The organism is Robertmurraya mesotrionivorans (genome assembly GCF_050971805.1).
GTDB lineage: Bacteria > Bacillota > Bacilli > Bacillales > Cytobacillaceae > Robertmurraya_A.
In genome coordinates this window covers 1-22,609 of sequence record NZ_JBPCCH010000029.1, presented here as the reverse complement: position 1 = coordinate 22,609, position 22,609 = coordinate 1, and the positions used below count along the sequence as shown (strand labels likewise).

Annotated in this window: 20 protein-coding genes; 15 read left to right on the top strand and 5 right to left on the bottom strand. The window is 40.6% G+C overall.

The window, feature by feature from the left end:
* Window positions 1-20: 20 nt before the first annotated feature.
* The 6 genes from pilM to ACRX5O_RS23295 all read left to right on the top strand — a co-directional run bounded on the left by pilM (window position 21) and on the right by ACRX5O_RS23295 (window position 7,216).
* On the top strand, window positions 21-1,136 hold the full coding sequence (gene pilM / locus ACRX5O_RS23320; protein WP_433908135.1) for a type IV pilus biogenesis protein PilM: 1,116 nt from the start codon (window positions 21-23) through the stop codon (window positions 1,134-1,136).
* A gap of 24 nt (window positions 1,137-1,160) precedes the next feature.
* Window positions 1,161-1,715 (top strand): hypothetical protein, encoded by a 555-nt coding sequence (locus ACRX5O_RS23315; protein WP_433908134.1) that lies wholly within the window; start codon window positions 1,161-1,163, stop codon window positions 1,713-1,715.
* Window positions 1,712-3,121, top strand: a complete 1,410-nt coding sequence (locus ACRX5O_RS23310) for a hypothetical protein (RefSeq protein ID WP_433908133.1) — start codon at window positions 1,712-1,714, stop codon at window positions 3,119-3,121. Before ACRX5O_RS23315 ends, ACRX5O_RS23310 begins: the two co-directional genes overlap by 4 nt.
* A 134-nt stretch (window positions 3,122-3,255) precedes the next feature.
* On the top strand, window positions 3,256-4,923 hold the full coding sequence (gene gspE, locus ACRX5O_RS23305) for a type II secretion system ATPase GspE (protein ID WP_433908132.1): 1,668 nt from the start codon (window positions 3,256-3,258) through the stop codon (window positions 4,921-4,923).
* 15 nt (window positions 4,924-4,938) lie between these two features.
* The gene (locus ACRX5O_RS23300; RefSeq protein WP_433908131.1) at window positions 4,939-5,976 is read left to right on the top strand and encodes a type IV pilus twitching motility protein PilT; all 1,038 of its coding nucleotides are present in this window, start codon (window positions 4,939-4,941) and stop codon (window positions 5,974-5,976) included.
* A gap of 25 nt (window positions 5,977-6,001) precedes the next feature.
* Window positions 6,002-7,216, top strand: coding sequence for a type II secretion system F family protein (locus tag ACRX5O_RS23295; protein ID WP_433908130.1), 1,215 nt, complete (start codon window positions 6,002-6,004; stop codon window positions 7,214-7,216).
* Window positions 7,217-7,261: 45 nt separating this feature from the next.
* On the opposite strand, the gene ACRX5O_RS23290 is transcribed toward ACRX5O_RS23295, so the two are convergent.
* The 4 genes from ACRX5O_RS23290 to ACRX5O_RS23275 form a co-directional block, all read right to left on the bottom strand.
* Window positions 7,262-8,716, bottom strand: a complete 1,455-nt coding sequence (locus ACRX5O_RS23290; RefSeq protein WP_433908129.1) for a carbon starvation CstA family protein — start codon at window positions 8,714-8,716, stop codon at window positions 7,262-7,264.
* Between the two features lie 148 nt (window positions 8,717-8,864).
* Complete coding sequence (locus ACRX5O_RS23285; RefSeq protein ID WP_433908128.1) at window positions 8,865-9,590, bottom strand: LytR/AlgR family response regulator transcription factor; 726 nt, start codon at window positions 9,588-9,590, stop codon at window positions 8,865-8,867.
* Complete coding sequence (locus tag ACRX5O_RS23280) at window positions 9,574-11,328, bottom strand: LytS/YhcK type 5TM receptor domain-containing protein (protein ID WP_433908127.1); 1,755 nt, start codon at window positions 11,326-11,328, stop codon at window positions 9,574-9,576. Before ACRX5O_RS23280 ends, ACRX5O_RS23285 begins: the two co-directional genes overlap by 17 nt.
* A gap of 645 nt (window positions 11,329-11,973) precedes the next feature.
* Window positions 11,974-12,510, bottom strand: a complete 537-nt coding sequence (locus tag ACRX5O_RS23275) for a GbsR/MarR family transcriptional regulator (protein WP_433908159.1) — start codon at window positions 12,508-12,510, stop codon at window positions 11,974-11,976.
* A gap of 323 nt (window positions 12,511-12,833) precedes the next feature.
* On the opposite strand from ACRX5O_RS23275, the gene ACRX5O_RS23270 reads away from it, so the two are divergent.
* From ACRX5O_RS23270 to ACRX5O_RS23230, 9 genes are all read left to right on the top strand, one after another.
* The gene (locus ACRX5O_RS23270) at window positions 12,834-14,033 is read left to right on the top strand and encodes a quaternary amine ABC transporter ATP-binding protein (RefSeq protein ID WP_433908126.1); all 1,200 of its coding nucleotides are present in this window, start codon (window positions 12,834-12,836) and stop codon (window positions 14,031-14,033) included.
* Window positions 14,030-14,866 (top strand): ABC transporter permease, encoded by an 837-nt coding sequence (locus tag ACRX5O_RS23265; RefSeq protein WP_433908125.1) that lies wholly within the window; start codon window positions 14,030-14,032, stop codon window positions 14,864-14,866. The genes ACRX5O_RS23270 and ACRX5O_RS23265 overlap by 4 nt, the downstream gene beginning before the upstream one ends.
* A gap of 17 nt (window positions 14,867-14,883) precedes the next feature.
* The gene (locus ACRX5O_RS23260) at window positions 14,884-15,762 is read left to right on the top strand and encodes a glycine betaine ABC transporter substrate-binding protein (RefSeq protein ID WP_433908124.1); all 879 of its coding nucleotides are present in this window, start codon (window positions 14,884-14,886) and stop codon (window positions 15,760-15,762) included.
* 127 nt (window positions 15,763-15,889) lie between these two features.
* A complete protein-coding gene (locus tag ACRX5O_RS23255; RefSeq protein WP_119710336.1) occupies window positions 15,890-16,150 on the top strand; it encodes a YiaA/YiaB family inner membrane protein in 261 nt (86 codons plus the stop codon).
* Between the two features lie 179 nt (window positions 16,151-16,329).
* Window positions 16,330-17,412, top strand: a complete 1,083-nt coding sequence (locus ACRX5O_RS23250) for a hypothetical protein (protein ID WP_433908123.1) — start codon at window positions 16,330-16,332, stop codon at window positions 17,410-17,412.
* A gap of 11 nt (window positions 17,413-17,423) precedes the next feature.
* Window positions 17,424-18,542: a glycosyltransferase family 4 protein gene (locus ACRX5O_RS23245; RefSeq protein WP_433908122.1), complete on the top strand. Its 1,119-nt coding sequence runs from the start codon at window positions 17,424-17,426 to the stop codon at window positions 18,540-18,542.
* On the top strand, window positions 18,535-19,329 hold the full coding sequence (locus tag ACRX5O_RS23240) for a HipA family kinase (protein ID WP_433908121.1): 795 nt from the start codon (window positions 18,535-18,537) through the stop codon (window positions 19,327-19,329). Before ACRX5O_RS23245 ends, ACRX5O_RS23240 begins: the two co-directional genes overlap by 8 nt.
* The gene (galU, locus tag ACRX5O_RS23235; protein WP_433908120.1) at window positions 19,326-20,231 is read left to right on the top strand and encodes a UTP--glucose-1-phosphate uridylyltransferase GalU; all 906 of its coding nucleotides are present in this window, start codon (window positions 19,326-19,328) and stop codon (window positions 20,229-20,231) included. The genes ACRX5O_RS23240 and galU overlap by 4 nt, the downstream gene beginning before the upstream one ends.
* Window positions 20,228-21,547 (top strand): UDP-glucose dehydrogenase family protein, encoded by a 1,320-nt coding sequence (locus ACRX5O_RS23230; RefSeq protein WP_433908119.1) that lies wholly within the window; start codon window positions 20,228-20,230, stop codon window positions 21,545-21,547. The genes galU and ACRX5O_RS23230 overlap by 4 nt, the downstream gene beginning before the upstream one ends.
* 19 nt (window positions 21,548-21,566) lie before the next feature.
* Here ACRX5O_RS23230 and rluF read toward each other — a convergent pair whose 3' ends face one another.
* The gene (gene rluF, locus ACRX5O_RS23225; protein ID WP_433908118.1) at window positions 21,567-22,271 is read right to left on the bottom strand and encodes a 23S rRNA pseudouridine(2604) synthase RluF; all 705 of its coding nucleotides are present in this window, start codon (window positions 22,269-22,271) and stop codon (window positions 21,567-21,569) included.
* Between the last annotated feature and the right edge of the window lie 338 nt (window positions 22,272-22,609).

The following is a 22,609-nucleotide window of genomic DNA, read 5'->3' as shown; positions in this document are numbered from 1 at the left end:
CATCAGAAAGAAGGTGCAGCATGTTCAATTTCAAGAAAAACGATACATTCTCTGGCATAGACTTTCGCGATCAGTATATAACAACTGCGAAGGTGCAAATCCAAAACAACAAACCTGTTTTACTTGATATAGATGTGATAGATACAAAGATTCCTATAATAGAAAATTCAAGAATGGCCGATATAAATGGTATAGCTGACTTGTTGAAGGAGAAGGTATTGGACAAGCCGGTTCATCTTGCTTTTCCGACACAAAACATTATTGTGAGAAGAATTACCTCTCTTCCTGATTTAAAGGAGGAAGAGCTCGCGAAGCTTCTTCAATATCAAGTCGGGGAAAGTATCCATCTTCCTTTTGAAAAATCGATTTATGACTTTGTGAAGATAGGGACGATTAAGGTGGAGCCAGAGGAGCAGAAGGATATTGAGAATCTGACAGCTGAGGAGTTTGCTTCTGCAGCAAGAGAAAAGGCTACCGATAAAGCGGATATTCTGTTTTTTGCTACGTCTCTACCGTTATCTGAGGATTTTTTAGAAGTGAGTATTCAGGCAGGTTTGAAGCCATTAAGCGCGGAAATTCGTGGAACGGCTTTACAGCGACTGATCTCACACACAAACCCGGACTGGCTAATTGAAACAGAGATGGTTGTGGATCTTTCTAAAGAGTCTATTGATATCCATATTTTCGCCAATGAAACCATTGCCTTCTCGAGAACAATGACGGTGGGAACGACGGAATCCGAACAGGAAGACTTGTTTTCAACAAGTGATGTGTTGCCATTTGATGGATTTGTAGATAGTAAAGCGGAAGCAGCTGCGTCCGTTGAGGAGACAGCCTTTAATGAAGAAACGTATATTAACGATGTGGTTACGGAAATAGAGAAGGCACAGAACTTCTTTCGCTACTCCTTAAGCAAAGGGAATGGTGATTTTCAACGAGTAATCATCACTGGTAAAAATGCTTGCCAGTTCGTTTCTGTATTATCTGAGAGGCTCGAAGTAGAAGTGGCTGATATTGATTTTTCTAAGATTGTTACAAACGATTTTCATAAAAAAGAGCTACTGAACTCAACCAGTGTTGCGATTGGACTAGCTCTTAAAGGAAATGAAACAGTTAAGAAGAAGTGGAAAAAGTAATGGTGGTAGATTGGGGAGATCGTAGTGAATATTAGCATAGATTTATTGCCACAGGAGAGGAGAAACAGGCTAAATAGGTTGCCATTTTTACTTGGTGCAGCAGGCTTGTTTCTTGTTATCTCCGCATTACTCATTATTGTATTTATTTTGGGAAAAAGTTCAATTCATGAGCTTGACGAGAAAATTGCAACGAATACCCAGGCGAGAGATACGATGTTAGCGGAGATTACGAGCCGCAGAACAGGTGTGACAGAATATAATTTCGTAGATAAATATAATACGATTCATGGATTTTTAAATGGAATTTATAAAAATCCAATCACCATAAAAGAAGATTTGTACAAGCTTCTTCCCGAAGGTGGTTCTGTCTCGAACTATAATTTTGAAAATACGGGCGTGCTGTCTATGACGATTCTCTTTTCATCTAAAGATTCCGCTGCTACCTATCTTCAGCAGTTGTTGGAGGCTGATTATGTGATAGAAGCAAAGGTGACAAGTATTAGTTTAAATACAGAGAAAAATTTGTACGAAGCGTATTTTGAGGCAACTGTTGTGACGTTAGAAGGTGATCAGCAATGAAATTAGAGAGCTTGCTAAAGGAAAAGATTTTAATCACTGCAACGGCTATACTGGTCGCATTTAGTGGAATCTTCTACTCCGCCTTCGTACGACCACTTGCTGCAGAAAAAACGGAAAAAGAAGCAAACCTACAAAGAATAAAAGCTGATGCTAGCAGTTATGAAAAGGTGCTTCAATCGTTAGAACCACAAACGATGACCGAAGCGGAAAAACAGGAACTAATCGAAGGAATTCCTGGACGTCCGAATATAGAGCAGGTAATTAAAGATATTGAAAAAACAGAAGGGGAAACAGGAACTTCCGTTTCTTCTATCTCTTTCCAAACAGAATCGGAAGAAGAAGCTCAAGCTGAAGCAGCAACTTCTACAGAAGGAACCGTAGATCAGGATCAGTGGAGTAAAGTATTCCCTGAATCAATCTACAAGCTTCTTGAAGAAAGAGTAAGTGAAGTGAAGGAGTTTACCGTTTCTTATATCGATGTGCAAATCTCCTTGAACGGCAGTGAAGAAGACATCAATGTATTCGTCGATAAGCTTGAAAAGATGGCGAGAGTTTTCCATATTCAGAATGTCATGTACTCGTTGAATTCTGAAAAAGGTAATATGGACGCAACCGTATCTGCTCGAGTGTTTTATTGTGAAGCTTTCCAAGCGATCATTGAAAAGGCTACGGTTGCGAAGGTAGCTGCTGCTAAGTCAGAGGAAAAGACAGAAGAATCGGTGGAAGAGGCACAAGCAGAGGAAAAGGTAATCCGCTACGACACGGATATCGTGGTGGATAGCTCCTCAATCAAAGTAACAATGGACACTCCTCCTGTGGAAGGCGAGGGGAAGGGATTCTATCTAGTTCAAACAGGAGCTTATACAGCCGATAAATACTTATATATTCAAGTGGATAACATCCTTTCGAAGGGAATCGACCCGCGCGTGTCGGACAGCTCGATTAGCCTAATTTTTTCATCGATTAGTCATGACATGGCATCAGCTGCCGAAAAAGCAAAAGCGATTAATTCATTGGGATTTGAAACTTATATTATGCCCTTGAAAATTAATTTAACTACTGAAGAAAATGACTGGCTACTGCCCGTGGCTCAGCAAGCATTAGCTAGCATTACGTCTGCCACTACTAAGGGGATTGCAGAAAATACTCTAGAAGTAACGAGTGAATTAAAGGGGCAGGTTTCTAGTGCATTAGAGGCGTATGATCAAGAAGTAACTGAGCATATGGAGTCGATTGATGATAATCGAAAAAGTCAGCTAGATAAGACGGTGACGATTTTAAAAGATATTGAAGAGATCTTGGCAAGTTATGAAAGTGAACCTGATGTGAAAAAGCTCTGGAAAATCGATGGGTTGCTTATTGATTACACTCTAAATTTGAATGGGAATATGCAGAACAATCGCTAAAGAAGTGAGGTCGCTGATATATTCGGAAACTCGCTGATAAGTTCTTCAAAGTCGCCGATATATTTAAAAACTCGCTGATAAGTCCCATAAACGCGCTGATATAATTAAAAACCAATAAAAAGGAGAGCAACAGAATGGCACTTAAGCGAAAGCGTATAGGCGATTTGCTTATTGAAACGAATGTAATTACAGAAGAGCAATTAATGGATGCCCTGCTTCAGCAAAAGAGTTCTGGTTTGCGTCTCGGTGATCAGTTAGTTGCGATGAATATCGTAGATGAAGACACGATTATTCAAGTGCTGGAATTCCAGCTCGGCATTAAAAAGGTGAATTTGTATGAGCTTGAGATTGATCGAAAGCTCATTAATATTATAGATGAAGAATTAGCGAGAAAGTACCAGCTGCTTCCTCTTAAAAAGACAAATGATAAATTGCTAGTGGCGATGGTCGATCCACTCGATTATTTTGCGATTGATGATCTTCGGTTGAGCACCGGCTTCAGGATTGAGCCTGCGATAGCAAAAAGGCATGAAATTCAGGTAGCGTTAAATCGTTATTATGGTATGCAAAAATCCATTGATAAAATGCTTGAGGACATGCCGTTAAATGAAGATGACGAAGGCTTTTTAGAAGCACAGCAGTCAGATGATTCTCCAGTCGCAAAAATGGTCAATCAGCTTTTAAGTCAGGCGCTTCAAGTCGGGGCAAGTGATATCCATATTGACCCGCATGAGCATGAAACCTTAATCAGACTGCGTGTTGACGGAGTCCTGCGAACAGAGCGTACCCTTCCGAAAAATATGAACAATGTTCTTGTCTCAAGAATCAAGATTATGTCGAAGTTGAACATCGCTGAAAAGCGCCTTCCGCAAGATGGACGTTTTAAAATGGACATTGATATGAGAAATATTGACCTTCGTGTATCGATTCTTCCAACTGTTTTTGGAGAAAAGGTTGTTATGCGTTTGTTGGATACGGGAAACGTGGTGCTGGGGATTGAAAAGCTTGGTTTTTCTGAGAGAAATGAAGCAAACTTCCGAAAAATGATTAGCAATGCATACGGAATTATTCTTGTTACCGGTCCTACAGGGTCAGGGAAGTCGACAACCCTTTACACCGCTTTGCAAAAGCTGAATACCGAGGAAGTGAATATCATCACGGTTGAGGATCCGGTTGAATATCAGATTCGTGGAATTAATCAGGTTCAGGTCAAGGCGAATATTGGTATGACGTTTGCGGCTGGTCTTCGTTCCATCCTCAGACAGGACCCGGATATTATCATGCTTGGTGAGATTCGTGATACAGAAACAGCGGAAATTGCTTTACGATCAGCACTCACAGGTCACTTGGTGTTAAGTACGCTTCATACAAATGACTCTGTTTCTGCGGTTAGTCGTCTAATGGATATGGGCATTGAGCCCTTTCTAGTGTCTTCGGCTGTGACGGGGGTTGTTGCGCAGCGTTTGGTTCGGAAAGTTTGTAAAAACTGTGCGAGTCCGTATGAGCCGACAATGGAAGAAAGAGAGCAATTTCAAGCTAGAGGAATTGATACAAGCCAACTGAGAAAAGGGACAGGCTGTTCCGCATGTAATAATTCTGGGTATCGCGGACGGATGGCCATTCATGAGACACTCCTCATTGATGATGAGCTACGAAATATGATTACACAAAAGATGCAGGACTCCGCTTATCGTAAGTACGTAAACACAAGAGGTTTCGTATCTATGTTTGAGGATGGATTGCAAAAAGCAGCACAAGGATTAACTACATTAGAAGAGGTTTATCGCGTAACGGTAGAATAACGGGGGAAGAGCACGATGATTCAAAAACTATTATTATTTGCGTTTCAAAATGGGGCATCGGATTTACACATTACTACAGGTGTGACGCCCATTGTACGTATCAATGGGAAGCTAAAGAAGGTTGGAACAGCCATTCTTAAGCCGAATGATACCGAGGAAATGGCACGTGAATTGATGAATGAGGCACAGCTGGAGATTTTTGAAAAAAATGGAGAAATTGACTTTTCATATGGCCTTCCTGGTGTATGTCGCTTTCGTGTGAATGTGTTCCGTCAACGTGGTTCGGTTGTCACTGTTTGCCGTGTAATAAACAGTACGATACCAAATATAAATGACCTTTATCTTCCACCGATCATTCGAAGCTTTGCACAGAAAACACAAGGTTTGCTGATTGTAACAGGTCCCACTGGAAGCGGGAAGTCTACGACTCTTGCAGCGATTGTTGATTTTATCAATGAAAATATGAGCAAACATATTTTAACGCTAGAGGATCCGATTGAGTATTTGCATCGTCATAAAAACAGTATTATTAACCAGCGTGAAATTGGTCAGGATTCGAACTCATTTGCCGTTGGGTTACGCGCAGCGCTTCGTCAAGATCCTGACGTGATCCTCGTTGGTGAGATGCGTGATTTAGATACGATTCAAACGGCCATTACAGCTGCGGAAACAGGCCATCTTGTGCTTGCAACTCTTCATACATCTGGAGCAGCTCAAACGGTAGACCGGGTTATTGATGTGTTCCCTGGCACCCAGCAACAGCAAATTCGCACGCAGCTTGCAGGAAATCTTATCGGAGTCATCTCCCAACGTTTACTACCGATGGCGCAGGATAACGGTAGACGAGCAGCAATGGAAATCCTGGTAAACAATCATGCGGTCTCTAACTTGATTCGGTCAAATAAAATCCACCAAATTCAATCCATCTTAGAAACGAATAAAGCTCTCGGCATGCAAACGATGAATATGTCGGTAAGAGAACTCGTTCAAAGTGGCTTGATAACCAAACAAACAGCAGATGAATTCGTCCCGGGCTGGGATGAGCATCAATAAACCTTGACCAAAAGGCGGGGAGAACATGCAATTTAAATATAAGGGAATTGACTCTCTTACCGGCAAAGAGCAAAAAGGGAAGCTCATGGCTGCCAATCAAGTAGCGGCAGCAGAGGAGCTTGAACGAAGAGGCTTATATATTGCTGAGCTAAAGGAAATAAAAGAGTCCATTTTAAATAAGGATCTTAATATTATTATTGGTGCGCCTGTAAAGAATCAGGATTTCGTTATTTTTTGCCGTCAGTTAGCTACCTTGCTGAATGCAGGGACGCCGATTGTCGATGCAATAAATCTTTTGTCCGAGCAAGTGTCATCAAAGCCGTTTCAACAAGCGTTAAAGACGATCTATCAAGATGTTCGTTCCGGGACATCTCTGTCAAAATCATGCTCACAGTTTCCGAAAATCTTTGATCGTATTTTTGTAAATATGGTTCTTGCAGGGGAAACGAGTGGGGACTTAGAAAATGTTATGAACCGGTTAGCCATTTTTTATGAAAAAGATCGTAAGGTAAAGGAAAAGGTTAAGTCAGCGATGGTGTACCCGATTGCTGTTTCTATTGTTGCAGTTATCGTTGTCGTGATCCTTTTAACAAAGGTTCTACCTAGTCTATTAAACAATTTACTATCCGTAGGTGGAGAAATCCCTGTTCCGACGAAAATCGTGATGGCAGCGTCTGATTTCTTGATTCATCAATGGTATATCGCCTTATCTTTAGTCATTTTACTAGTAGTAGGATTTATAGCCACCAAACGGAATCCAAAGGGACGGTATATGCTTGATTTAATCGCATTACGAACGCCCATCTTTGGGATATTGTTGCAGAAAACCATTTTAGCACGTGTATCAAGAACGATGGCCTCTCTATTTGCTAGCTCGGTACCCGTACTGCAAACATTAACAATGAGTGCAGAGGTGGCAGGGAATTCAGTTGTCGCGAAGGTGCTGGAGGACTCAAAGAATTCGTTAAGACGAGGGGAAAGTTTATCCACTCCGTTAGCGAACAGCTGGGTATTCCCTAAGATTACTACGCATATGGTGCGAATCGGGGAAGAAACCGGACAGCTTGATACGATGTTTGAGAAAATTGCCGAGTTTTATGAGGACGATGTGGAGGAAATGTCTACTCGTTTGAGTGCAATTCTCGAGCCTCTAATGATTGCTGTGTTGGGAAGTATTGTAGGCTTGATCGTAATGGCCGCGATGCTACCGATGTTTTCTATCTATGAAAATTTTAAATAACAACAAACCCAAAAAAGCTGACTCCCAAAGAGTCAGCTTCAACTATTACGCCACTCGATTCCAATTCGAAATATCTTCTTCAAGCGGTAGATTGTTTGCACGTGCTTTTTTCGCAGCTCGGAAGAACATGATGACTAAGACCGCTGTTCCGATAAATCCACCAATCCATGAAGTATTCATAGAAAGTCCAAAGCCAATTTGTGCATTTAATATATACGTGATAACCATTACGAGCATAAATGTTCCTGGCACGAGTGCAATATAGTAATTCTTTTTCGCGATGTAAAGGTACATGGCAGCAACGAATAAGGCAATCACAGCCGTTGACTGGTTAGCCCAGCTGAAGTATCTCCATAATAGGTTAAAGTCCATCTGAGTAAGAACAGCGGATACCGCAAACAAAGGAAGTGCAATCCATAAACGGTTGCTCAGTTTCTTTTGAGCCACATTAATATATTCAGCGATAATCATACGTGCACTTCGGAAAGCTGTATCACCAGATGTAATTGGAAGCACCACTACACCAAGGATCGCTAATGTACCACCGATCGCACCAAGTAGAGCGGTAGACGCTTGGCTAACAACGGCTCCAGGTCCTCCAGCAGCTAGAACTTCTTGTAATCCTGCATAACCGCCATCAAATACGCTCATTGCAGCAGCCGCCCAAATCATAGCGATGACACCTTCTGTGATCATCATGCCATAGAAAATTTTACGGCCTTGTTTCTCATTTTGAGTGGTACGAGAGATGATTGGCGTTTGTGTTGCATGGAACCCAGAAAGAGCTCCACAAGAGATCGTAAAGAATAACAATGGTAAAACTGGTAGATTATCTGGGTGGAAGTTTGTTAATGACAGTTCAGGAATTGGTGCACCTGTGACAACCAACATGATTCCAACACCTAGCGCGCTGATTAGTAAAAGTGCTCCGAAATATGGATATAAACGACCAATTAATTTGTCCACTGGAAGCAAAGTAGCTAAAACATAATATGCAAAAATTGCAACGATAATAAGAGATAAGGCAATTTTTCCGTCAATCACAACATGTAATAAGCTAGCTGGAGTGGTGACAAACACGGTTCCAACTAGTAAAAGAAGAAGGACAGCAAAGCCATTCACGACGTGCTTCATCACTTTTCCTAGGAACCGGCTCGCTAGCTCAGGTAGATGAGCTCCTTTGTTTCGGATAGAAATCATACCGGTTAAATAATCATGAACGGCACCTGCAAAAATACAGCCAATGACAATCCAAATGAAGGCAACCGGCCCGTAAAGAGCTCCTAATATCGGTCCGAAGACAGGTCCTGTACCAGCAATATTTAAAAGCTGAATAAGGGAGTTCTTTGGTGTGCTCATTGGCACATAGTCGATTCCGTCGTTATTCACATATGCAGGTGTCGCACGATCCGCCTTCACCCCAAAGATTTTTTCAACAAACTTTCCATAAGTAAAGTAACCAACGATGAGTAGGGCAATTCCTGCTAAAAAGGTATACAAACTAATTCCCCCTTAAATATTTATGAATGCGTTTTCATAAACAATTATAAAAGACAAGAAAGCTTAAAAGGGGAATTTTGGATTAAAAAGCAGTTTTCCAACGTTATCATGTCGTTAACCTGAATTAACATGCGTAATAAGTAGATGATTAGATTTCGAGTCTTGCTCTAAGTGCTTTCACGTAGTTTCTACTCACAGAGAGAAGCTCCTTTTTTCCTTCAAGTTCTAACTGGTAAGCGCCGTTAAACCATGGAGTTAGCCGTTTAACATAGGTTAAATTCACAAGAAAGCTCTTATGAATACGGAAAAATCCAAAGGGAACGAGCCTTGATTCAAACTCCTTAAGAGGGAGCTTCGTAATGAGCTCATGATCCCCCGTAACAAGCTTCGTACTCTTCTCATCTCTCACAATATAGTAAACTTCCTTTGGATCAATAAATAAAATCTCCCCGTCTGCTTCAATCGCAAGCTTTCCGGAAGTTTTGCTTTGCTCTTTTATTGGAGCAAGCTTTTTTTCTAATCTTCGGATGGTTTCGTGTAGCTGATCTTCATCAAAAGGCTTCAATAAATAATCTAAGGCATCATACCGGAATGCTTCCGCAGCAAACTCAGGATAGGCGGTAGCAAACACAATATAAGGTGGTTTTTTAAATTCTTTAAGTGCCTTTGCTAATTCCATTCCGTTCATTCGAGGCATTTCCACGTCTAAAAAGATGACATCCGGCTGAAGCTGTAATACCTTTATAAGGGCCGCTTCACCAGATTCTGCTTCTCCTACCACTTGAATCGTTGAAAAGGACTGCAGCAGATGCTTTAATTCTTCGCGACTGTACGGTTCGTCGTCGACCACCATCACTTTAATAAATGGATCCATCTTCGTTCACCTCCCCGATTGGTATCGAAAATTGTATGCTCGTACCTTGTTGTAATGTACTGTTGATTTGAAGGGTAGTTTTTTCACCAAATACAAAAGATAGCCGGCGATTTACATTGTATAGTGCGACTCCGCTTCCTATTTCAGATGAAATGGGTTGCGTTAATAATTGCAGAATTCTCTCAGCAGGAATTCCTTCGCCATTATCTTCAATGGTGACAAGTATATGTGTTGGTTCTTTTTTAGTAGAAATATGGATGAAACAATTTTTCTCTTTATCTTTAAATCCATGCTTAATCGCATTTTCAACAATGGGTTGAAGCGTAAGCGGAGGAATATTTTGCAACAGTGTGCCTTCGTCTATATCATAGGTAACCGATAATTTATTGGCGAATCTTGCCTCCTCAATGGCTAAGTAAGCTTTCACATGCTTCAGTTCCTGCTCGAGCGTAGTTAAGCTCTGTGTAGTAACGGACAAGTTTTGGCGTAAAAAATGCGACAGTGAAACGAGTAGCTTGCGTGCCTTCATAGGGTCCAGACGAATGAGCGACAGAATCGTGTTCAGTGTATTAAATAAGAAATGCGGACTAATTTGCGCCTGCAATGCTTTGATTTCCGCTTCTTTTGCCAGCTGATAAGCACGGTCAACATCAGCAATTTCGAGCTGGTTACTTAATAATGAGCTTAATCCTGACACAAGCTCCATAATCACAGGAGTGATTTCTTTTTCAGAACGGAAATAAAATTTTAACGTACCAATCGTTTCACCCCGTTGTCGTAATGGCGCAACAACTACAGCACCAAGAGGGCAGCTCTTTTCACGGCATTGGATGGCATTTTTATCAGCAACGATCGTTTCGCCTTTTTGGATAGCAGACTGAGTAATTTGCGTTTGTATAGGGCTCCCGACTTGATGGTGGTCATAACCAAGCCCCACATGCGCAAGAATTTCCTTCGTATTGGTCATAGAGACGGCACTTGTACGGATCTCGTTATGGAGAATATGACAGACGGCTTTTGCCGAATCCTGGGACAACCCATTGCGTAAATGGCTAAGCGTTTTTTCAGCAATACGGAGGGTTTTTTGTGCTTGAATCGCACCCGTTCGCTCCTCTTCGTTTATCACACTTTTGATGATTAGTAAAAAGAGTGCGCTTCCAATTCCATTTGCAAGAATCATAGGAACACCGATAAGTTCTACAAGTGTCCAAGCTTTTTCAAATGGGCGGGAAATCAGCAATATAATGAGCATTTGAACGGCTTCTGCCAGGGCACCGATAAAAAATGCAGATTGTAATCGAACATGTTTATTTTTGCGGTGAAACAGACCTGCGAGAACTCCAGCGATGATAGCCGCAAGCCCACAAGAGATGCCGGTAAAGCCCCCGAGCGTGAACCGGTGTAAACCAGCAATGATCCCAGCCCCAATTCCTACTTTATAACCTCCAAGCAGTCCGGCAATCACCACTCCTACGACACGCGAGTTCGCAATCGCTTCATCTTGATTCAATCCCGCTGTCCACGAACTAAAGTGTAAGCTTTCCGTACTTAATGTTAATCCAGAATAAGTTCCAATAATGCCAAAGAAGCCAAAAAATAAGATGGCAGTAAACTGCTGTCTTCGATCCAACTGTTCTTGATAAATCATGTCCCGGAAAAAAGGGAACCGTGTTAACACGAACGCAATCGTAACAATAATCCCTAATCGTTCAACCATCGTGAGCAATAATTCAAACATTGCGCAAGACCCCTTATCGTATTACTCTTCTATTTATATTTTAGCAGTTTTGTAGGGAGGGGGCATTTTAATTTTGCTTGGCTTGGGGTCAGTGCCCGAAGGAGAGGGTGAAGTAGTTGAATGGTAAATGAGGGGAGCTCTAATTGCCTGCAACAACCCAAAAGGCCAACCACCGGTCAAATAGACCGTCTCTAATAGCCCGCAACAACCCAAAAGGCCAACCACCAGTCAAATAGAACCGCTCTAATTGTCCGCAGCAACCCAAAAGGCCAACCACCGGTCAAATAGACCGTCTCTAATTGCCCGCAACAACCCAAAAGGCCAACCACCGGTCAAATAGACCATCTCTAATTGCCCGCAACAACCCAAAAGGCCAACCACCGGTCAAATAGAACCGCTCTAATTGTCCGCAACAACCCAAAAGGTCAACCACCGGTCAAATAGAACCGCTCTAATTGTCCGCAGCAACCCAAAAGGCCAACCACCGGTCAAATAGACCATCTCTAATTGCCCGCAACAACCCAAAAAGTCATCCACCGGTCAAATAGACCAGCCCAAAAATATATACAAAAATCAGGTTTGCGCTTCCCACAAACTGGGTATTTCATTAAAACAAAAAAGAAGCAGCGGATGGTCATACATCCACTACTCCTTTTTTGGAATATGATTAAATATATCCTTTGATTCGAGGCTGTCAACAAAACGGTTAAGCCAGTCATAGTAATCTAGTGCATATTGATATTTTTCAATATCTAACTCTGCAGAAGCCTTTACTTCGTCACTTGTTTCTGGATTTTCATGAAGAGCACGGAGCTCTTTCAGTGATTTATTAATAGTAGAGATGTTAAGGGAGATGCCTGTTCGCCAGCTTGTGGTAAACAATGCAGAGAAGGATTCGTACCAGTCGTCTGCGGCTTGGTATAAATCTTTTCTTTCACCTTTCTTCCACACTTTTTCTACCATATTTAGTTCTTGGAGCTGTCTGACAGCTGTGCTCATACTCGTTTTGCTCATTCCAAGCTCGTCTTTCATTTCATCAAGAGTCATTGGCTTTTCACTAAAGTATAACAATCCATACAGTCTTCCTACCGAATGGGTAATTCCGTAAAGACTCATATTTTTAGCCATTGAATCAATAAAACGATCTCTTGCCTTCAATAGTTTGTCTTGTTCATTCAAGATATTTTCACTTCCCTGAGCTTTCTATCTATAGATTATCATATTGAATTTAAAAGTAGAAACTTATTATTTTGGAGGATTCTAGAGCATTCGGGAGGAATTTTAACCATTCTATCGTTTGATTTGTACAGTTAAAACTTTACGAACTATATCTACGGAATATACAGAAATTTCGGCTTTGTTAAACACATGACAATCAAGCTACAATAAAAGGGCAGGAAAACTTTAAACTACTCACTCTCTTCGTTTTTCCTCTTATTTACAATACACAACTTTTCAATCTATCAATCTATCAAATAAATAGAGATACAAAAAGGGGTTATAAAATGAATAAAATTCATGTGAAAAATCTCACAAAAGTGTTTGGTTCAAATCCAAAAGAGGGAGTTAAGCGCTTACAACAAGGGCAAAGCAAGGAACAAATTTTAAGAGAAACAGGCATGACCGTCGGTGTCAACAATGCTTCCTTTGAAGTAAAGCCAGGAGAATTCTTCGTTCTTATGGGACTTTCAGGGAGTGGGAAGTCGACATTGATTCGCTTAATCAATCGTTTGATTGAACCGACAGATGGTGAAGTTCTCATAGATGGTCAAGACATAACAAAAATGAATAAAAATGACTTGATGCAAACAAGAAGAAAAAAGCTATCAATGGTGTTTCAAAAGTTTGCTTTGTTTCCACATCGCAATGTACTTGAAAATGTCGCTTACGGACTTGAAGTACAAGGAGTCGAGAAAGGCGTACGAGAGGAAAAGGCGCAAAAGGCAATTGAAGATGTTGGGTTAAAAGGGTACGAGAATAGCTATCCTGATCAACTGAGTGGTGGAATGCAGCAACGAGTGGGGCTTGCGAGAGCTCTTGCGAATGATTCCGATATCCTTCTCATGGACGAAGCGTTCAGTGCGCTAGATCCAATTATTCGTAAAGAGATGCAGGATGAGCTTCTTCAGCTTCAGAGCAAGCTTGGAAAAACAATTCTCTTTATCACACATGATCTTGATGAAGCGCTGAAACTTGGCGACAGAATTGCGATTATGAAAAATGGAGAAATCGTTCAAATTGGAACCGCTGAAGAAATTCTTGAGAATCCAGCCAATGAATATGTGTACAACTTTGTTGAGGACGTGGATCGCTCGAAGGTACTCATGGCTTCTAATATTATGAAAAAGCCTGACGTTATCACAACGTGGAAGGATGGCCCAAGAGTAGCGATGAAGAAGATGGAGGATGCAGGACTATCTAGTATTTTCGTCGTGGATAAAGATAAAAACCTAAAAGGGATTTTAACAATTGATGCTGCCATCAAAGCCTATAAGGAAAACAAATGGGTTGAGGATGTGCTAGAGTCAGATTTTCATACGACTGTACCTACTACTCCATTAAGTGAACTGATTGGTTTAGCAGCAGAATCAAAATATCCTATCGCTGTTGTTGAGGAAAACAAGCTAGTAGGAATTATCGTAAGAGTTTCGATTCTCTCGGGACTCGTGTTAGGGAAAGAGCAAAGCGAGGGGATGAAAGAATGAACTATTTTACATTACCGTTAGAGGATTGGACGAATGACTTTGTTTACGACTGGTTAATCCCGGTTATGGGTGGCTTTTTTGACTCCGTCAGCTCCATTATCTCTTTTTTCATCAATGGCGTAGCCGATTTATTTCTTATGATTCCAGCTGAAATTATTGCTTTACTATTCGTTTTATTAGCCTGGAAACTTGCTGGAAAAGGAATTGCTATTTTTACTTTAATCGGTACTTTATATCTTGGTTCCGTTAACCTTTGGGAAGATGCGATGCTAACATTAGCTGTTGTTGTTGTAGCAACCTTCTTTTCGATCATCATTGGACTTCCATTAGGGATTTTAACTGCAAAATATGCAGTTTTAGATAAAATTGTTCGTCCGATATTGGACTTTATGCAAACTTTACCGAGCTTTGTGTATTTGATACCAGCCATTCTATTATTCGGATTAGGTGAAGTTCCAGCTGTAATTTCAACGTTTGTGTTTGCGACTCCGCCAGCGGTTCGTATGACAACCCTGGCAATTAAACAAGTTCCTGAAGATATGGTTGAAGCAGCAAGGGCTTTCGGATCTACTTCATGGCAAATGCTCGTGAAGGTACAACTACCCGTTGCGATTCCAACGATTATGGCAGGGGTAAACCAAACGATTATGTTAGCTCTATCGATGGCAGTAATTGCATCCATGATCGGTGCACCTGGTCTTGGTTCAACCGTATTAGCCGGAATATCAAGCGTTAACGTTGGATTAGGATTGGTTGGTGGATTAGGAATTGTTGTATTAGCTATTATCCTAGACCGTATTACTCAAGGTTTAGGTAATAAAAATAAAAAATAGTCAAGGAGTGGGGAAGATTGAAAAAACTAAAGGTAAGCTTATTATTACTACTGACCTTCATTTTACTAGTAGGTTGTAGCAGTGGAGCAAGTACTTCTGAAGAAACTGGAGAAGACAGCAAAAATGTCACCATTAACTTTGGAGTAACACCGTGGACGAGTACAATCCCACCTACAAAGGTTGCCAAGCTTCTTCTTGAAGACATGGGTTATACCGTAAAAGAAACAAGTGCTGATGCTGGTGGAGTGTACACGGGTCTTTCAAAAGGAGATCTTGATGTATTTATGGATGCATGGCTACCAGATATGCATGCAAATTACATGGAGAAATACGCGGATAGTCTTGATGATACAGCAGTAAGTTATGCAGATGGCGAGCTTGGATGGGTCATTCCAACGTATGTAGAAGGAATTGAGTCCATTGAAGATTTAAAGGGTAAGGAAGATTTATTTGGCGGTAAGGTTTATGGAATTGAAGAGGGTGCAGGAATGAGTGTAACCTCTCAAAAAATGATTGAAGAGTTAGGATTGGATTTTGAATATGTGTCATCAAGTGAAGGCGGTATGCTTGCTCAAGCGCAGCGTCTAATGGCGAAAGAAGAGCCCGTTCTTTTCCTTGGCTGGAGACCACATCCAATGTTTGCTAACTATGATTTAAAGGTACTTCCAAGTCCAGAAGGATACTTTGATACATCAGAAGTTCATGTTATAACAAACAATGAGTTAAAAGATGAAGCGCCAGAAGCATATGAATTATTAAGTAACTGGAGCATGGATGTATCAGATATTGAAAAGATGATTGTTGAAATTGAAGATAATAATCGTGATGCAGAAGAAGTGGCACAGGAATGGATTGATAATCATCCTGATGAAGTAAAAGCGATTAAAGGTGAGTAATAACAGGTAGAAAGGCTGACGAATCAAAGTCAGCCTTTTTTTGTGAAAAAAAGTGTAGATTTACACCATGTCTACTTGGTATAATATACCTGAAATGGAACTTATAGTTGGTTTTAGGGGGATGAATATGAAGTACAGACGTAGAAATACCACGGCTTTCACCGTATTAGCTTATTTTACTTTCTTTGCAGGGGTATTCCTTTTTAGTATCGGTCTTTATAACGCAGATAGTCTTGAACTAAATGAAAAAGGATATTATATCGCTGTTATGATCTTAGTTGCTGTAGGGGCAATCCTGACACAAAAAGTAACAAGAGACAATGCAGAGGATAACGAAATTCTCGCTGAACAAGAGCGTCAGCGTTCACATTCGAATAGTATTGAGTAAGAAAGAGGGAATGACTTGGATCATTCCCTCTTTTATTTTTCCATAAGCTAAAAATTCCGCTCTTTCCCTAGTTAATAGCCTGTACACTTTTTAAATTTATGAATCTAATGTAAAGAGAATGTAAATAAAACACTGGTTTGTAGACAGTGAATAGTATGGTAGAAAGGTGGTTACTTTTTTTGAACACTAGCGAGTTAAGACAGATGGTTAAGAGCATTACGGTAAATAACCTAGAAAACCAAGATGTAGAAGTGATCAATAATAGCCCGCTTCGAATGATCGGGAAAGGGCGTCAGGGAGCAGTATTTCATTATTCCGACGATGTGTGTGTCAAGGTATTCGGAAATGAAGAAGATTGCAAGAGGGAGTATGAAGCATTATCGATGGGACAGCACACAGGGTTGTTCCCACGGATTTATGATCATGGACCTCTTTTTATTGTTATGGAAACCATTAAGGGCATTGATTTGAGGGAGTACTTACAATCACACCCGTTAACAGAAGAGTTATCAGCAAAGCTTATTGAAATGCTGGTCATTTTTAAGGAAATTGGCTATGAGAGAATCGACCATCATAAGAGACAAATTTACCTCCAAGCAGATGGCAGTCTTCGGGTGATTGATGTTGCAAGAACGATTTGGCGTGACCGGGTATATCCATATCCTCGGAAACTATTAACCTCATTAGGAGAAACTCATAAAGAGACGTTTCTATCACATGTGAAGGCTTTTTCTCCAGAGCTTCTAGAGGAGTGGAGCTATTATATGCGTATGGAAGAGCTAGCCAGAGAGATTTACCCTAAGTTATTGGAGGGCGAAAAAACGAAGTCAATTGTTAAGGACATTAGCGGTCGCCTGTTAACTAAGGATGAAAAAGATCATGTTCAACAACTGGTTAACTTAATGCACAAGGTTTTTAAAGAAGAATGGGTAAAAACGATGTTAGCTAGAGGGCATAATCCTGATGAAGTGATGGAGAAAATTGACGAGCACTGGAGCGCATTAGAGCAGAAACAACAACAGCAACCGGTAGTAGAAGAGTCAAACAAAAGACAACAAAAAATTGATTTTACAGACATCCAACGTATCATCGATGGATTTAGTAAGCCTGACAAAAAAGAAAAAGATGACAAGAAAAGCAAGATTGATAAAAAGAAATTTGAAAAGGCTTCTCCAGCAGAGAAAAGCAAAATGTTAAGACAAGAGCTAACATCCATTTTAATGCAAAAAATCACGGATAACGGCAAAAAAGGTAAAAAGTAAGGAGAGTCATGATGAAAATACTTGTAATCTGGCGTCTACTCACGGTTGGAGGGGTGAATGCTGGGTGGCGTAACCGGGCGATTTATTTTAAAAAATATGGCATAAAAACAGAGTTTCTGTATACGACAGATCACGGTGGTATGCATATTATGGAAGATATCGCTCCCGTTTACTTGACGAAGGACAAAAACGAAATAGTGAAAATCATACAAGATAATCAATATGACGCAATAATTGTTGTTGATACAAAGGATGCCTTTAAGTGGCTACAAAAGGCCAATTACAACGGACCAGTTATAGTCGAAGCACGTACTCCAGAACTTATGAAACTCACTCCTCATCTCCAGAACTTTCGCGGCATTCAACCGGTTGCAGTCATTGTTCCCTCCCATTATCAAAAAGGGCTTGTATCTATCCTTATTGAAGGAATTCCAATAGAAGTGATCTATAACGGAATCGACCCAGCTTATTATTACGCACTAAATGAAGAAGAAATCGATTATGATTCAGAACCCATCCTGCCAAAGGATAAAAAGGTTATCGGTTGGATTGGACGATTGGATAAAAGGAAAAACTGGCCAATGCTTGTGGAAATCGCACAAAGAGTTAGACAGGAACGAGATGATATTGAATTTTGGGTCATTGGTGGAGCACAAAGTGTGCAGAGAGAAGAGTTTGCTGCAATGTGGAAAGAAGAAGGATTAACCGACATCATCAAGTGGTTTCCAGTGATTCCTTACCAGCAAATGCCACATGTGTATGCAAAGATTCGTCAATCTGGTGGCTGTACAATCGCGACTACAAAGACGGAGTCATTTGGGAACACCTTTGTGGAATCTATGCTTTGTGGAGTCCCAGTGGTTGCCTCTCGAATGATGCCCGTCACAGAGATTGTGAAAGAGGGAGAAACAGGGAAACTATTTCACGGAATGAATGTTGATGATGCAATCAAGCAGCTATATTTCATTGTCGACCAGCCTGAAGTACAGAAAAAGATGTCTGAGGCGGCAATCTTGCACACCCTTGAACACTTCCATATTCATCGAGTGGCCGAAAAATATGTTCAGTTTTTACTAGCAATCATGCAAAAAGAAACAGGTATAGATGGTGTGGTGAAGGTGGATGATTAAGCCGGTTTCATATGTAAGGAAGTTAGAAGGAAAATCAAACACGCACTTAATCAAGTTTGACGATGGACATGAGTATGCAGTGAAGTATTTCATACAAGGGTTCGAAAAATCATTGCCAAACGAATGGGTAGCATACTGCTTAGCCAGATACTTACAGCTACCAATTCCCTATGCACAAATTGTAGAAATACCAGATGAATTCTCTGCTCAAATTCCTGATTTTATCCCAAGTATCAGTCGCTATCAGTTTGCGTCCAGATATATTCCTGATTGCTATAACGGACATGAAGTCACTCAAATTAATAAAATCGTAAACGAGCAACAGCTAGCTTCGATTATTTTATTTGATTACTGGTTATCGAACGGTGACCGAACGAAGAAAAATATTTTACTAAAAGAAGCGGGCAATGAGACGTATCATCTATGGATCATTGATCATGCGGAATGCTTTGGTTCCTTTAATTGGACAGGAGAACAAGTAGAAGATCTTCCTGTGAAAATATTAAAAAGTGCGACACATCGGTTAATGGCTCAATTTGTAAAAGATGAATCGGACTTTTATGAAGCAGTAAAAGAGATTCAAACTCTCCCTAACTTTCTAATTGAGGAAATTATCAGTATCATTCCGGACGATTGGCAAGTAAGCGAGGAAGAGAAAAAAATACTTTCTCAATATTTAATCCGACGCCGTAAAAAGATGCTTCCACGTAGTTTGAAAAAGTTCATGGAAAGAGAGTACCTCCCGCTTCATTTGGCAGAGAGGAATAGAGGGGAGGATCAAGGATGAAGGTACGAAAGGCAATTATCCCTGCTGCAGGATTGGGAACAAGATTCTTGCCAGCAACAAAGGCACAGCCCAAAGAAATGCTGCCCATCGTCGATAAACCGACAATTCAATATATTGTCGAAGAGGCAGTCGCAGCTGGAATTAAGGAAATTGTGATTATTATCGGGCGAGGAAAACGTTCAATTGAAGATCATTTTGATAAATCTTATGAACTCGAAGACACATTAACACGAAAAAACCAGGTAGAGCTTTTAGAAGAAATTCGCAAATTATCAAGTTTAGTAACCATCTATTATGTGCGGCAAAAGGAACCACTTGGATTGGGGCACGCGATTCTATGTGCGAAAAGCTTTATTGGGCAGGAGCCGTTTGCCGTCATGCTGGGTGACGACATTGTGGAATCAGAAGTACCTTGCTTAAAGCAGCTTATGAATGTTTTCGATTACTGTAATAGCTCTGTTGTGGCTGTTCAAAAAGTGAGCGACGATGAGGTGAGTAAGTACGGAATTGTGAAACCAAAAGGAGCCATCGGAATTCCTAATCTATTTTCACTTGATTCATTAGTCGAAAAGCCAAGGAGGGAGGATGCTCCTTCAAACTATGCGATTATCGGAAGATACGTATTTAGACCAGAAATTTTTGAAAAGCTTGAGTCATTACCGATCGTTCCTAATGTCGAATTGCAGTTAACCGACGCAATTAATGAACTGAATAAAGAGCAAGCCGTATTTGCTTATTCCTTTGAGGGTACACGTTACGATATTGGAGACAAACTCGGGTTTGTGAAAGCAACACTCGATTTTGCGCTAAGAAGGGAAGACATGAGGGAAGTGGTTCTAGAGTATATAAAAGGCATCTATGAGAATATGAATTTTCAACAACGAGAGAATGATAGACTATGAGAATTGCTGTAATTGGAACGGGTTATGTGGGACTATCTACAGGTGTTTGTTTAGCAGAAATCGGACATCATGTTACATGCATTGATACAAGTGAAGAGAAAATCAAGATTCTTCGTGGCGGAAAATCCCCCATTTATGAACCAGGAATGGAAGAATTGATTACGAAAAATATGGATGCCAAACGATTGCAGTTTACAACGTCGCATCAAGAGGGATTGGAGAAGTCAGAAGTTATAATCGTTGCTGTTGGTACTCCTCAGCAAAATAGCGGGGAAGCAGACTTAACGTATCTATTTCAGGCGATCCACGATGCTGCTCCATATTTAAAAGAAGACGCGATCATTGTGATCAAGAGTACCGTACCCGTTGGCACAAATGAAAAAGTGAAAGAATGGCTGGAGGGAACTGGTCAAAAGAAAATCTCACCTTCGGTTGTATCCAATCCGGAATTTTTGCGACAAGGATCAGCTGTGTCAGATACATTACATCCTGACCGCATTGTGATTGGGTGTGAGAACAAGGAGGCAGCTGCAGTAATCGAAAAGATGTATGCTCCTCTAAACGCTTCAATTGTCACGACAGATGCAAGAAGTACGGAAATGATTAAGTATGCATCGAATGCCTTTTTAGCAACGAAAATTAGCTTTATCAATAATATAGGAAACCTGTGTGAGGCAGTAGGTGCAAACGTAGAAGCAGTATCTAAAGGGATGGGGCTAGATCAACGGATAGGGGCAGCCTTTTTACAAAGTGGAATCGGTTATGGCGGGTCCTGTTTTCCAAAGGATGTTAGTGCACTTTTAGCCATCGCGAAAGAATATCATGTGCCTTTTTCAATGATTGAAGAAACCATGATGATTAACAACCGACAGAAGCAGCTTCTTGTGAATAAGGCTCTGAATCGTTTTGGAAATCTGAAGCATAAGAAAATAGCTGTATTAGGCTTTGCTTTTAAACCGGAGACAGATGATATGAGAGAAGCACCTTCGATTACGATTATCCATTCTTTACTGAAAGAAGGAGCAAGCGTAATCGGATACGACCCGGTTGCAACTCGTAATGCGAAAACGATTTTTGGAGAACAAATCGTGTATGCTGCTTCGGTGGAAGAGGCGTTAAAAGAGGCAGATGCTGCCTTTATCGTTACGGAGTGGAAGGAAATCAAACAGCTTGTATTATCAGAAGTTATTTCTCATATGAAAGAGCCAATCGTATTTGATGGAAGAAACAGTTTCTCGGAAGAGGCTGTTCGGGACTGTGAGGAAATTGAGTATTATCCGATTGGAAAGCCAGCAATCATCATTAGAAAAAGCTGAAGAAAATCCTTCAGCTTTTTTACTGTTTCGGTTCGTAATTCAATTCCTTAAACAGTTCTTTTTTTTCTCCCTTGGTTAAATCTCTCCACTGACCAACGGGGAGGTTGCCAAGATGGATGTTCATAATTCTTGTGCGTTGAAGGCGAACGACTCCGTACCCTAAGCTTGAACACATGCGGCGAATTTGTCGGTTTAAGCCTTGTGTTAAAATAATTTTAAACACGTATTTTGATATTTGCTCCACTTTACAAGGAAGGGTTTTTGTATCAAGAATTTCCACACCCGATGACATTTTTGCGACAAACTCTTTTGTGATGGGTCTGTCTACAGTCACGATGTACTCCTTCTCATGTTTGTTTTCTGCTCGAAGAATTTCGTTGACGATGTCCCCGTCATTTGTTAGTAGAATTAAACCATCGGAGTCTTTATCGAGCCTTCCAATATGGAAAATCCTTAGTGGATGGTTTACGAGATCGATAATATTCCCTTTAATATGACGCTCGGTTGTACTCGTAATTCCGACGGGTTTATTAAGTGCAATATATACATAGTTTCTCGCTACCACGATGGATTTGCCGTTCACCCTCACATCGTCTCCCGCTTCCACCTGACTGCCAAGCTCAGCAACACGCCCGTTAATCGTCACTTTACCTTCACTAATGAGCTTGTCTGCTCCGCGTCTGGAAGTAAAGCCCGATTCGCTAATAAATTTATTTAATCTCATTATTTTTACATCCTTTAGGTGTTTTGTCTTTTAAAGAATACAGCAATTGTTTGCTTGTTTTCAAGCGGGTGGTTGGATGGTGGGTTGAAATTGCCAATATTCGGAGCTAATCGCAAATAAATTTCTAGAATAGCAAATAAATTTTTATAATCGCAAGTAAATTTCTAGAATAGCAAATAAATTTTTATAATCGCAAGTAAATTGATTAGGTCCGTATAATTGTGTAAAAAGAATAGAGTCATTTTATTCTCTCTTGGCTACAATGTTTAACAACCACGATAAACATAGAAAAGAGGAATAAAAATGACTCATTTACAGTTTAACCTAAATATGGATCT